This window comes from Novosphingobium rhizovicinum (genome assembly GCF_040813635.1).
In the GTDB taxonomy this organism is placed as follows: domain Bacteria; phylum Pseudomonadota; class Alphaproteobacteria; order Sphingomonadales; family Sphingomonadaceae; genus Novosphingobium; species Novosphingobium rhizovicinum.
This window is the reverse complement of record NZ_JBFNXR010000052.1, coordinates 310,034-322,607: the sequence shown is the minus strand read 5'-3', so window position 1 is coordinate 322,607 and position 12,574 is coordinate 310,034. Positions and strand designations below refer to the sequence as shown.

Here is a 12,574-nt window from a genome sequence, read left to right as displayed (position 1 = left end):
CGCAATAATGCCAGTCTTACTCTCTTGCAGAGACCAGAGCCAGCGTTTCCAAAGCCCCAGGTCAGAACGCTGCATTGACCACCACTTCGATTGTGCGCGGATCGCCCAGCACCCACTGGGTCGCTCCGTATGTGGCGCGCGGATAGATCTCGTCGAAGATGTTGCGCATGCGCACGCCCGCGCTCAGCCTTTCGGTCGCAGACCAGCGGATACCGAAATCGGTGAGCGTATAGGAGGGCAGGCGCCGGGTGTTCGCAGCATCCTGGAAGCGGTCGCCGACGTAGCTCAAACCGCCATCGGCGACCCAGGCGGGCGCAAATTTCCAGCTGACAAACAGGTTGGCCGACTTCGCGGCAATGTTCGCGGGGCGATTGCCCGCTCGCTGGAAACGAACGCCGCCGACGGACTCCGCGAAATCATCGTACTGGGCGTCGAGCACAGTGCCATTCAGAGTGATGCTCAGGTCTCGCACGGGTTCGACGAAAAGCGAAGCCTCCAGTCCCCTGGACGATTGCTGTCCCACCTGCACCTGGATCGAGGGGATCAGCGGATCGGAGGTCAACAGCCTCTTTTTAGTGATCGTGTAGGCGGCGAACGTCCACTGGCCACGCCCCTCCCAGAACACATGCTTAATCCCGGCCTCCCACTGCCTGCCGGTCGACAGGTCGAAGGCGCTCTGCGCGAGGGAGGTCGACACGAGCGCGCCAACCGGGTCAGCCGCGGTGGCGTAGGAGACGTAGAGCGACATGAACGGTACCGGGTTGAGAACCGCGCCAAGCCGCCAGGTCACCGCATCAGGCGTGGAGGTGAAGTCGTTGGCGGGGTTGATGTAGTCTCGTTTGGCGATTTCGGGTCGGTCATACCGCAACCCGCCGACGAGAGAGAAACGATCGCCCAAGGCCAGACGATCCTCCGCGAAGATCGCGTACTGCCTGATCGTGTTCTTGTAGCGGGCCTGGGTCGCCGCAGCCCCGGTCTGCTGGATAAACCGCCCCACGAAGGGGTCAGCGATATCCACGAGACGGGTGGCGTTGTTCCCGCTGTTGCTGACGTTCTTGTAGGTGATGTCGTTGTAGTCCGCGCCGATCACGAAGCGATTGTCGATCCCGCTGTCGAGATCGTGCGACAGCGTCGCAGTCGTACGGTTCCCTGTCTGCCGCTGAAGATGGTAGAGTTCGAGAAAGCTTGACTGGCGAATGGTCGCTGCCGCCGTGGCACTTGCGGCTATCCACCTGGCGTTCTCGCTGTTGAACCAGTACTTGTTCGCGGTCAGATGATAGAACGTGCTGCGCAGCGTGAGCGTGTCGCTTGGCGCCCACTCAACTCGCAGCTGGCTCCAGTTGTCGCGGAAGCGCAAGTCGGCATCGCTGACGTTGTAGTTGTTCTTGCGGATCGAAAGGTCGAGCCCGTCGTCGATCAGCGGCACACCGAACCAGGTTCGCGGCTTCTGGCGGCTGTAATCGTGCGAGACAGTCAGGCTGAGCGTTTCTGTCGGGTGGAAGCGCAGTGCACCCGAAAGAGCGATAGCGCTGCTGTCACCACGCTCCATCCAGCCATTGGACTGGCGATAGCTGGCATCGACGCGGTAGCCGATGCGATCGGTAACCGGGCCGCCGCTGCCTGCCGCCAGGTTCGCAAACCCATAGGACCCCAGCCCTGCCCGCAAGGCGTGCTGGTACTCATCGCTCGGCTGCTTGCGCACGACGTTCACCGCACCGCCGATCGCGGCCTCGCCATAGAGAACCGAAGCGGGTCCGCGCAGCACTTCGACCGCCTCCGCCATCCACGGGTCCGCCGGGAACGTCAGAGTGTTGTTGTACATCCGCATGCCGTCGTAGAGCTGCATCACGCTGTTCTGACCGGCGAACCCGCGAGCCGAGAGGTTGTAGCCAAATACGCCCGAGGTGTTCACGATACCGGTGGCGCGGGCTGCGGCGTCCTGAACCGTAAGGTCGCCGCGCAGGCGGATCGCATCACCATCGAGAATTTCGACGCTCGCCGGTGTCTGAAGCGGCGTGAGATTGAGCCGGCTTCCGCCCTCGCTGACCTTGTTGAGCTGCAGCGGGTCCACCACGCCGGTGACGATGATCTCGCCAGTCGGATCGTCCTCTCGGGCTGCCGGCTGCGTCTGCGCGGACGCCGGTGAGCATAGAAGCATGCTCAGCACGAGCGCGAAAATACACGTGTCTGTATGATGAAAAGCCATTGAAAGTGCCCCGTCGGCATCAGGTGACGTAGGCGGGGCGTCCGCACGAACGGTCGGCGCGCGCCAACGGGCGGACGCCAGAAAGCGCCCGCGGCACGAACCGATACGGCCCCAGCCGCTCGTTCGTCGCTCGACGGAAGAACCGTGCCTGGGCCATCCCCTGGACCAAAGCATGAGCGACCAGACGCCGGCAGGTCTCCTGGCTCACGGGTCATCGCTTGATACACGGCCTTCCCAGGCCTCGCATGACTTAGCGTCCGGCCCAGTGGCTGCGACAAAGACGTGTGTCCTGCCGCGTGTGCATCGCGCTCACCGCTTACAGTTGCAGGGACAGCCCCGGATTTGGACCTTCAGGCATGCGCCTGAACCGTCCTCACCGCGTTCCCTTTTAAGCCTCTCTCAAGGCACCGGCGCGATCATTATCCGGCGCCGCTACTGGAGCGGTGCCGGACGCGCGCCGGATAGTAGGTGCGAGGTCGGTCCGCAAGCCTCCATTCATGCGAAGCGGCTGGAGCGATTTGCCGGAGCAACTGTGTTGCGACGCGGAGATTGTTCCTGCTTGTCTACTCCGCCGCGCCGGGAAGCCGCTCTGCAGCCAGCACATCATCATAACCGCTTTTCAGGCGACCTCCGCGAGCGATCTGATTCAGGGCCCGCGCTCTCAAATTCTCGCCTTGCACTGCCAGTGCCGCCGCCAGCGCCCGGTCAGCGACATCGCCGGCATCGAGCACGCTGCCCCGGGGCGCCTCTCCTTGCAGGTCTTCGATATAACGGAAGAGGGCAGACGGCCTGCGGCTCTGCGTCGGTTCAGCCGGTCTGACAGAACTCGTTGTGTAGGTCATGCCGCTCTTCACGCCCGGATTTGCAGCGCACCGGTCCGTGCGCTGGAGCATGCACCGCAGCGAACCTCTGCACATGCGCAATGGCATAATGTCGCATCACAAGAGTGAGCAAGCGTATGAGGTGGCAAACAGCCCACCGTCTTATCAGTGATGCACTCCATTCACTTGCAGGCGGCGTTGCCCGCGTGGGGCTTGGTGAAGAACGCTATGGACGTCGCCGGGATGCGCGTTGAAGGTCCTGCTGATACGCCACGCAGACCGGAAAGGGAGCCGTCCGCTTGCAGGTGAGGCGTTTGGCCGTTCACCGTCACGCTTGTTCCGTCAACAGATGGCGCCTCCAGCAGCCAGACCTTTGCTCCTTCGCCTAAGGTCAGGACCTGCGGTGTATCGCCATAATTGATAGCGACCATGCCCACTCCCCCGTTCGATTCCGGCAGGCAATGAGCGTAGATTCGCAGGTTTTCCGCCGGCGAAGGAGGAGAGGCCAGAACGGTCGTACCCATCGTCCTGCGCCACAGCACGGCTGCCCAATAGTTCGGCCGCGGGTTCTTCGTACCCTCCTCGATCAGCGAGTAGTCCGATGCCGTAAGCGTGTTGTGGAACACCACGCGCACGCCCTTCTGAGCCAGCAGGCCGAGCTGATTGACATACCGGAACGTGTCCAGGAAAGTCGCTGCCCAAGGACTTCCGCCGCAAGCAGCCTGCGCCGTTTCCGTCACCCACATGGGATCGCCCCGCTCGTACTTGTCGCGGAGCCCCGAATAATATTTCCAGTCCCGCAGGGTGAGATCGAGCCATGTGGGTGTCAGCGCCTGCGATTGCTGCGCCTGCTCTGCCTGTGTGTTCGCGCAGCGCTGCGAAACGCCGCCATAAAAGTGGTATGACACTGCATCGACAGCGTTGGGATTGGCTTTCATCAGCTCTTCGGTGAGCAGCATTCTGGCCAGGGTCGCGACCGGGATCTTGCTGAGGTCGCCACCTTCGCCAACTCCCCCGGGTCCGACGATCTTCGTGTTCGGGGACACTTTGCGCGCCCAGTCGAGGAAGATCGAGAAATCGCGCGTGTAGTCTGCAACGGAATAGCCCTTGGGCAGTCGGCCTAGTGAGGCGGCATTCGGCTCGTTAATGAACTCGGCAAAGCCAAGTTCGCCTCCGGCCGCGCGTGTCAGATCCAGCAGCCGTTGTGCTTGCTCCGTCTGCCAGACGCCGTCCGCCCCCCTTGGTCCCTCGCTGACGGCGAAGCTCACGCCGACCTTCGCGTCGACAGCCTTGGCGAAATCCACGACCCCGCGCCACTGATCGCGCGTCAGCACTTGATTGTAACCCTCCGGCGGCTCGCTGAGGTGCTCGCCATCGGCTTCAAGGTAGGTGGAATTGGCCCAGGTGCCGCTTACGCGCATGTAGGCCGGACCAAGGTGCTTTGTCAGGGCGCGAAGTCGCTTGTCGGAAAGATCTTCGGGCGGCCGCTGCCGGTATTGCTCACCCGGCGGCCCGCCGTATGGCGCCCAGAACCGTCCTCCGGTGACCTCCACCATCTCCACATTGTAGGACTGGAAACGTTCGTCGACTTCGGCGATCCGCGGCAATTGATCCAGACGCATGCCGCCGCCGGCTGGGCTGGCGGATGCAGCCGCGCTTGCCAGCAGAAGTGCGCTGACCGAACAGGCCATGCTCGATTTCCGAATCCGCCTCATTTGTTCGTCCTCTCGCGCTCTTTTATCATTGTCTCAGTGCAATCGCGCAGTGCTCTGGCCCTCAGAAGGAAAGCGGGACACGCGCGTGGATCACGCTTCGCTTGCGGTCTGCTCACGCAGGGCTGCCTCGGTGTCGGGCATGGCCTTGCGGTGAACGCTGAGGAACAGAGCGAACACTCCGCCGATGGCAGTCAGTCCGGCTATCCACCCCATCGTCAGACGGAAGCCCTGCGGAGAGGGAAGCTGCGCGCCGCTCACCGGATCGGTCAGCGTTGCAGTCGCCAGCAGAACCGCGATGACCTGCGCCCCGATGGCCGATGCCATGCCGCGTGTCACGGCGATGGTGCCGATCGCTTCACCGGTCCGCGCTTCCGGCACGGTGCCCACGATGACGTTATAGATCGCCGCGTTCAGGATCGTGGTGCCGAAGGAGATAACGCTCAGGATCACGATGACCGCGACAAGCGTACTGGGCAGGGTCGTGCCGATGATCCACCCGACGACGGCGAGCAGGATACCCGCGACCACCGTCGAGCGGTCTCCGAACGTCTTGGTCAGCCAACCCGAAAGAGGTCCGGCGAAGAACGAGAGGATGTTCGATGGCAGCTTGGCGAGCCCGGCCACCGTCGCGCCTAGCCCAAGGCCAGCCATCGTCCAGGTGGGAGACTGCGTATAGGTCGAGAAGACCAGCACAACCTGCATGGTACCCGCGCCCAGGCAAACGGTCAGCAGGTTGGCGAGCGCCACGTTGCGCGATGCAAGCAAGCGCAGATCGACGAACGGTTCCTTTGCCCGCAGGCTGCGCCGCGCCCAGTACGCCATGATCAGCGCTCCCAACACGATCGTTCCCCAGACCCACGGATCGCCCCAACCCAGGGCTTTGGACTGACTGACGCCATAGAGCATAGCCATGATGCCGGGCGCCGGCAGCGCCCCTTCCACCCAGTCGATAGGCTCCTTAGGCGCAATCCCAGGCTTGCCCGGCACCCACAGCTTGATTGCCAACCAAGAGAGGCCGAGCAGGATCGCGCTGACCACGAACAACCAGTGCCAGTTGAGGTTATCAACGATCAATCCGCCAAGAACCAGGCCAAAGGCCACACCCACGCCCGAGCCGGTGGTCATCAGCCCGACAGACACGGGAATGCGGTCTTTCGCGATCGCCTCGCGAATGATCCCAATGCTGAGCGGAATGACTGCGACGGACAACCCCTGCAGCGCACGTCCGGCGAGAACGACGCCAAAGTTGTTGGTTGCCGCACTTATGATCGAACCGATGGTGGCAATCACCAGCATCCATAGAGTCATTCGCTTGCGGCCATAGATGTCGCCCATTCGGCCCACCAGAACCCCCGCGGCAGCGCCGATCAGCATGTGCATGGTCACCAGCCAGCCTGCGGTGATGGGATCTCCGAATTCGCGGATCAGCGTCGGCAGCGCAGCGTACAGCATAGCCGATTCAAAGGTGGCGGCGATTTCTGCCAAGAATAGAGCGGAGATGATCGCCCAGTGGCTGGTTTTCATATCTTAGGGCTCCTCTCCCGCGACATGCTTAGACATGACGAAGATCCCGCGTAGCGGTCGCGCACCTCTCGCGCCAGCCCGGCCTTGCCATTGCCCGCTCCATTCACGCCCGCTTCTGCGCTGCGCACGTTGGCTGGTTCTAACGCCGAGCCCCTGAGCCTCGGCCTTGATCGCCGACAGCAAGAAGACCCCCCAGATCGAAAGAAGCTTAAAGCGGTCGGCGGCTTTAATGACAGTATTGCAGCTGCCGGAGGCTGCTAGGACTAGCTCGGCGGGTGTGTTCACGCCCGTCCCGGTCCCGGCGAAACGTTGCGCGTGCTCGTCAGGTACGAGCGCCGAGGGCAGCGAGCGCCGCTGTCGCCATGTCGGGCGCATTACAGGCGCCAACATACTCGCGCTGCAGACGCTCGACGAGTTCGGCAACGGAAGGCACGTCCTTGATCAGGCTGATCCCCTGGCCCCCGCTCCAGATGTCCCGCCAGGGAGTCGTTCCTGCGGGGAGGTGATCCGTGCTCCGCCCTTGAGGGATGAACAGTTCATCGGGGTTCAGCCCGACAGAGCGCAGCGACGCTTTCAGCCAACTCGCCGGCAGCCCGTTCACACCTCTGGTGTAGATGACGTCGGTCACGCCGCCCTCCACCAGCATGGCCTTGTACGGATCGGGCGCTGCGGACTCGCGGGTCGCGATCATCCGGGTGCCCAGATAGGCAAGATCGGCTCCCAGCACTTCGGCGGCGCGGATCACAGCTCCCGTAGAGACCGCGCCGGCCATCACGATAATGCCGTCGAACATCGCCCTTACCTGCGGGATAAAGGCCAGGTGGCTGATCGTACCGGCATGCCCTCCGCCGCCCGCGCCGATGCAAACAATCCCGTCCGCCCCTGCCGCAGCCGCCTTCTCGGCAAAACGCATCGTCGTCGCGTCGTGGAAATGGAGCATTCCATATTCCTGCACGAGCGGTGCATTCTGGGTGGGATCGCCCACGGATGTAAAGATGATCCGCACGCCGTAGCGGCGGCAGATATCGAGGTGCTGTCGAAACTCGTCACGGCTGAACGTCGGCGAGATGTTCATCGCCAGCGGACCGATCGTCGCTCCGGGCTCGGCTTCGGCAGATTGCGCCAGTGCCTCGGCAACGGTCCTGAGCTGCTGCTCCATTTCCGCCATGTCGCGGCAGTGGTTGCGTGTCAGCGACCCGATAATGCCCGCCTTGCAGCAGGCGATCGCCAGGTCGGTGCCGCTGACAAGGAACATCGGCGCCGCAAAGGCAGGTAGCGTCAGTCGGGTGCGAAGGTCCGCGGGAAGAGGCATCGGCTTACCCTTTGCACTTCGGCAGGATGATCTCGGCCGTTGCGATCCGCATCTTGCGCCTTTCTCTCATCTCCCGCCCCCGCGCTCTCTGTCTTCGGGAGCCTACGGGTCTTCGAGACCTTACCGGCTCCACCCGGACGGCGCGCATTCTCCAAGTGGGAAGAACGCGCGCGCCTTTGGGTCAGGCAGAGCCCATGTAGCGGCCGCCGTTCACGCTGATGGTCTGGCCCGTCATGTAGCCGCCCTCTTCCGAGACCAGGAAAGCAGCTGCCGCCGCGATATCCTCGCCCGTTCCGATCCGCCCCACCGGGAGAGCCTTGCCGTAAGCCTCGATGGCGCCCTCGCGCTGCATGACCTCGGCGCCGCGAAGCATCGGGGTGTCGATCGATCCCGGCGGGATCATGTTGGCGGTGATCCCATGCTCACCCAGAGCCATTGCCAGGCACTTGGTGAAGCCCAGCAGCGCGCCTTTCGAGCTGGTGTAGTGGGTCTGCAGAGCGGAGCCGCTCTGCACCGACGACGAGGTGATATTGACGATCCTGCCCCACTTCGCCTCGATCATGTCGGGCACGCATTCCTGCGTCACCAGGAACGGTCCGATCGTGTTGACGCGCAGAACCCGCTCAAGCAGCGCTTCGTCGATTTCGAGAAACGGCGTGAATGGCGCGATACCGGCGTTGTTGATCAGGATCGCGATCTTGCCGAGTTCTCGGCGCGTCTGATCCGCGGCAGCCTTGATAGCCGCCTTTTCCGAGCAGTCTGCGGTGATGGCGATGGCCGTTCCGCCTGCCTTGCGCACCATCTCGGCAGTCTCTTCTGCTCCCTCGCCATTGATGTCCCAAATCGCGATCTTGGCGTCGTCTTCTGCCAGGCGAAGCGCCATGGACCGGCCCATGCCCGATCCTGCCCCGGTGATCACTGCCACGCGGCCGTTCAACGATCTGGTCATCCTGATACTCTCCCACTGATACGATGCTGAACACCCGAACAGCAGTCTGCCGGGAACTGTCAATCCCGCATGTGCAAGGTCGCGCCGATTTGTGGCCACCGTGGCCATGGTTCGCCAGATTGTGCAACGCGAGTCCTGGTCATCAGGTGCTATTGATAATCTATCGCATTAGTGTAGGGCGTGCGCGCTTCATAGGTGAAGCGGACTCGCCGGACGGACATGGGGACGGGCAAATGGCAAGATTGATCGTGATGGCTGGGCTTGCGGGGGCAATGGTAAGCCAGCCGGCTTGGGCAGAAGACGCTGCAGCGGCTGACGAAGACAGGGACACTATTGTCGTTACGGCGGCCAATGCCGGCACAAAGACCGAAACGCCTCTGATCGAACTGCCGCAGCCGGTTACCGTCATCGAGGCGGATCAGTACCTCTCGCAGGGCGCGATCAGCATCAGCGATACCGTCAAATACGCAGCCGGTGTTCTGGCGAACCCCTATGGCCGCGACACCCGCGTGGATGGGTTCAACATTCGCGGCATCGACGCTCTCCAGTTCCGCGACGGCATGCGGGACATCTTCTCCTCCTATGCCAGCATCACGTCTGACCCGTACAACTTCTCACGGGTAGAGATCGTGCGCGGTCCGGCTTCCGTGCTGTTCGGCCAAGGCTCGATCGGTGGCCTCGTCAACCTCGTCTCGAAGACGCCGGAGTTCCGGACCGGCGGCGAGTTGAACCTCGTCTACGGCAGCTACGACCGCAAGGAAGTCCTGGGCGACGTGAACCTCGCACTGGCGGACAATCTGGCCGTCCGCGCCGTGGCGCGCGTCCGCGATGCCGACACCTATATCGACCACGTGCCCGATGACCGGGTCCTGTTTGCCCCGTCCATCCGTTGGCAGCCGACGCCCGACACCGATGTCGTGCTCAATGGCCTCTACCAGGAGGACGATTCCGGCTCGACCTCTCAGTTCCTGCCGATCATCGGCACGTTCCGTCCGAACCCTGTGAACCCCGGTGTGCGGATCGATCCCTACACCTTCGTCGGCAAGCCGGGCTGGGACCGCTATGACGGCCGCTCGCTCCAAGGTGGCGGCGCAATCACGCACCGCTTCTCAGACAACGTCCGCCTCAGCCTCAAGGCGCGCTACATCGACAGCGATCTTGAGTATTTCACCCACTACGCTGACAGCTACGCCAACCCGACCAATCCCTTCGCCGCGGACGGCAGGACCATCGGCCTCTATGCCGATGCCAGCGACGCGCGGATGAACGTCTTTTCGACCGACAACAATCTGCAGTTCAAGTTCAACACCGGCGCGAACGTCGAACACACGCTGCTCGTCGGCATTGACTACAGCTGGAACAAGGTCGGCAAGCGCTATGCCCGCGGGTACGAGACCATCGACCTGTACGACATCGATCGCGATGCGCTGCTCACTTACGATCCGTCCGGTCCTTTCATCTATAACTCGCAGAAGCAGCTTGGCGTCTACGTGCAGGATCAGGTCCGCTTCTTCGACCGCGTTTCAGTTGTTGTGGGCGCCCGCCGCGATCACGTGAAGAACTCCAGCGGGCAGGAGGACAACGCCACCACCTTCCGCGCCGGCATCATCGGAGAGATCGGCGCCGGTTTCTCGCCCTTCTTCAGCTACACCGAAAGCTTCCTGCCGGTCGCCGGCAACATCATGAACACGGGTGGCACTATCGGCGATCCGTACCAGCCGCAGACCGGCACCCAGTACGAAGCAGGGGTCAAGTGGCAACCGCAGCCTGCCACTCTGGTCACGGTCACTGCCTTCCACATCAAGGAGCGCAACCGCGTTCTTTACCTTCCCGGCAATGCAACCACTCAGTCGGGCGAGCTGACGACCAAGGGCGTGGAGTTCGAGGCAAGCCACACTCTCCCCGGCAACTTCGAACTGCTGGTGAACTACGGCTATAACAAGCTGCGGTCTGAAACGAACACCAGCCTGAACTACATGCCCCAGCACACGGCGTCGGTCTGGTCGACCAAGACTTTTGGCGTCGCGGACGGTGCCCAGCTGCGTCTGGGTGCTGGCGCCGTGTATAACGGCAAGAGCAAGTCCACCGGCCCGCTTCCCTCCGGTGATCTCTACACGATCATCACGCCGTCGCGCACCACGGTTGATGCCCTGGCGGAAATCACCTGGGATCAGTGGCGTTTCGCGCTCAACGCGACCAACTTGTTCGACGAGCGGACCTTCGCATCGTGCCTCGCACGCGGAGACTGCTTCATGGCCGCACCGCGCAATGTGATGGCGACGGTCGGCATGCGCTTCTGATCGGAAAGGCCGGGGCGCGCTCGCGGCCCGGCCGATTGGCCTTTGCGGGCGCGGTCTGTTACAGGGAAGGCAACCAAGGAGTAAGGCCGTGAACAACCAGCACGACAGCATGACCCATAGTGTTCACTCTGTACGTGCCGGTGCCCATGCCAAGCTTTCTGACCTTCTCTGCCGTTTGTGCGATCGCCCCTGACGGGCAAACGCTTTTCGACCATCTGAATCTCTCGATCGGCGCTGAGCGGGTCGGTCTTGTCGGCCGCAACGGCTCGGGCAAGTCTACGCTCCTGCGCATCGCCTCTGGCGATCTGCCACCAGGCGCTGGCACCCTGGCGCGCAGCGGTTCATCGGATGTGCTTGCCCAGCATTGGCCAGAGGATCACAGCTTTGCCCAGGCGCTTGGCATCGCCGATGCTGCCGCGCGTATCGCACGTATCCTGGCCGGAGACGGTACGCCCGAGGATTTGGAAGCAGCAGACTGGGACCTGTCCTCGCGCGTGGATCAAGCGCTGCAAGACGTGGGATTGCCAGATCTCGCGCTGGAGCGGCAGATCGGCACGCTTTCAGGCGGCGAACGCACACGCGTGGGATTGGCACGACTCGCACTCGTCAGACCGGACCTGCTGCTGCTGGACGAGCCCACCAATAACCTCGATGCTGCAGGTCGCGCAGCGGTGGAGCGCCTGATCGCGAGCTGGCGCGGGGGGGTCTTGCTGGCAAGCCATGACCGGGCCTTGCTGGAGCACATGGACCGCATCGTCGAACTGACGCCGCGTGGCGTGCATATCGTCGGCGGAGGCTGGTCCGCCTTTGCCGCACAGCGCGATGCCGAGCGTGCACAGGCCGCCGCCGAGAGGGAGCGTAGCGAGGCGGCATTGCGCGCCACAGCACGCGGCGTTCAGGAGCAACGCGAAGCAAAGGATCGGCGCGACAAGGCCGGGCGGGCATTCGCGGCCCGCAAATCGGAGCCGCGCATCCTGCTGGGCAGGCAAGCCGAACGCGCCGAAAACAGTGGTGGGCAAGCGCGCCGTCTGGGCGAGCGGCAACTCCAGGAGGCGACGGCTCGATTGGAGGACGCTCGCACAAAGATCGAAGTGCTGACCCCGCTCACGATCGCCCCGCCCCCCAGCGGTCTCCCGTCGGGCGCAGAGGTTCTTACGCTCGATGCCGTGACGGCGTCCGTCGGCGAACGGCGTCTGGGACCGTGGACACTGACGATCAGAGGTCCGGAGCGCGTGGCGCTGACGGGGCCCAACGGTGCAGGCAAGACCACCCTCATCAAGATGGCGAGCGGACCGCTCATTCCTGCGAGCGGGACCGTGCGCCGCAGTGGGGGAGCGGTCGCAACGCTGGATCAGCACGTCACACTGCTGGATCCGGCTGACACCATCCTCGGCAACATACGCCGCCTTCATCCCGAGATGGACCAGCACGGGGCATACGCTGCTTGCGCCCGCTTCGCTTTTCGCAACCGCGATGCCGATCGGTTGGTCGGGACACTCTCGGGCGGGGAGCGGCTGCGCGCTGGCCTGGCGGCGGCAATGCCAGGTGAGACGGCCCCCTGGCTGCTCATTCTCGACGAGCCTACCAATCACCTCGACATCGCTTCGGTCGAGGTATTGGAAAATGCGCTGCGCAACTATGATGGCGCATTGCTGGTCGTCAGCCATGATCGACGCTTTCTGGACGCGATCGGAATCCAGCGGGAGTACCGGCTCACACCCTGAACGGCCGCAGTGACGAAGGCTGA

The 12,574-nt window shown here is 63.2% G+C and carries 8 protein-coding genes and 1 riboswitch; of the genes, 2 read left to right on the top strand and 6 right to left on the bottom strand.

Going from position 1 to position 12,574, the window contains the following annotated elements; translation table 11 throughout:
* Positions 1–61: 61 nt before the first annotated feature.
* The 6 genes from ABUH87_RS15670 to ABUH87_RS15645 all read right to left on the bottom strand — a co-directional run bounded on the left by ABUH87_RS15670 (position 62) and on the right by ABUH87_RS15645 (position 8,527).
* On the bottom strand, positions 62–2,206 hold the full coding sequence (locus ABUH87_RS15670; RefSeq protein ID WP_367775037.1) for a TonB-dependent receptor: 2,145 nt from the start codon (positions 2,204–2,206) through the stop codon (positions 62–64).
* 172 nt (positions 2,207–2,378) lie between these two features.
* Positions 2,379–2,633, bottom strand: a riboswitch (cobalamin riboswitch).
* A 136-nt stretch (positions 2,634–2,769) separates the two neighbouring features.
* A complete protein-coding gene (locus ABUH87_RS15665; RefSeq protein ID WP_367775036.1) occupies positions 2,770–3,048 on the bottom strand; it encodes a hypothetical protein in 279 nt (92 codons plus the stop codon).
* Between the two features lie 161 nt (positions 3,049–3,209).
* Positions 3,210–4,742, bottom strand: a complete 1,533-nt coding sequence (locus ABUH87_RS15660; RefSeq protein ID WP_367775035.1) for a hypothetical protein — start codon at positions 4,740–4,742, stop codon at positions 3,210–3,212.
* 90 nt (positions 4,743–4,832) lie between these two features.
* Entirely contained in the window at positions 4,833–6,266 is a 1,434-nt protein-coding gene (locus tag ABUH87_RS15655) for an MFS transporter (RefSeq protein ID WP_367775034.1), read from the bottom strand.
* A gap of 322 nt (positions 6,267–6,588) precedes the next feature.
* Positions 6,589–7,578: an NAD(P)H-dependent flavin oxidoreductase gene (locus tag ABUH87_RS15650; protein WP_367775033.1), complete on the bottom strand. Its 990-nt coding sequence runs from the start codon at positions 7,576–7,578 to the stop codon at positions 6,589–6,591.
* Between the two features lie 181 nt (positions 7,579–7,759).
* A complete protein-coding gene (locus tag ABUH87_RS15645) occupies positions 7,760–8,527 on the bottom strand; it encodes an SDR family NAD(P)-dependent oxidoreductase (RefSeq protein ID WP_367775032.1) in 768 nt (255 codons plus the stop codon).
* A gap of 233 nt (positions 8,528–8,760) precedes the next feature.
* Between ABUH87_RS15645 and ABUH87_RS15640 the strand changes: the two genes are divergently transcribed.
* Positions 8,761–10,827, top strand: a complete 2,067-nt coding sequence (locus ABUH87_RS15640; RefSeq protein WP_367775031.1) for a TonB-dependent siderophore receptor — start codon at positions 8,761–8,763, stop codon at positions 10,825–10,827.
* A gap of 119 nt (positions 10,828–10,946) precedes the next feature.
* Positions 10,947–12,551 carry an ABC-F family ATP-binding cassette domain-containing protein gene (locus ABUH87_RS15635; protein ID WP_367775030.1) on the top strand — a complete coding sequence of 535 codons (1,605 nt, stop codon included), beginning with the start codon at positions 10,947–10,949 and terminating at the stop codon, positions 12,549–12,551.
* Positions 12,552–12,574: the final 23 nt, after the last annotated feature.

Excerpts from the sequence above, each read along its gene's own strand:
- ABUH87_RS15660 (WP_367775035.1), bottom strand. The coding sequence starts at position 4,742 with ATGAGGCGGATTCGGAAATCGAGCATGGCCTGTTCGGTCAGCGCACTT.
- ABUH87_RS15640 (WP_367775031.1), top strand. The coding sequence starts at position 8,761 with ATGGCAAGATTGATCGTGATGGCTGGGCTTGCGGGGGCAATGGTAAGC.
- ABUH87_RS15665 (WP_367775036.1), bottom strand. The coding sequence starts at position 3,048 with ATGACCTACACAACGAGTTCTGTCAGACCGGCTGAACCGACGCAGAGC.
- ABUH87_RS15655 (WP_367775034.1), bottom strand. The coding sequence starts at position 6,266 with ATGAAAACCAGCCACTGGGCGATCATCTCCGCTCTATTCTTGGCAGAA.
- ABUH87_RS15670 (WP_367775037.1), bottom strand. The coding sequence starts at position 2,206 with ATGGCTTTTCATCATACAGACACGTGTATTTTCGCGCTCGTGCTGAGC.
- ABUH87_RS15645 (WP_367775032.1), bottom strand. The coding sequence starts at position 8,527 with ATGACCAGATCGTTGAACGGCCGCGTGGCAGTGATCACCGGGGCAGGA.
- ABUH87_RS15650 (WP_367775033.1), bottom strand. The coding sequence starts at position 7,578 with ATGCCTCTTCCCGCGGACCTTCGCACCCGACTGACGCTACCTGCCTTT.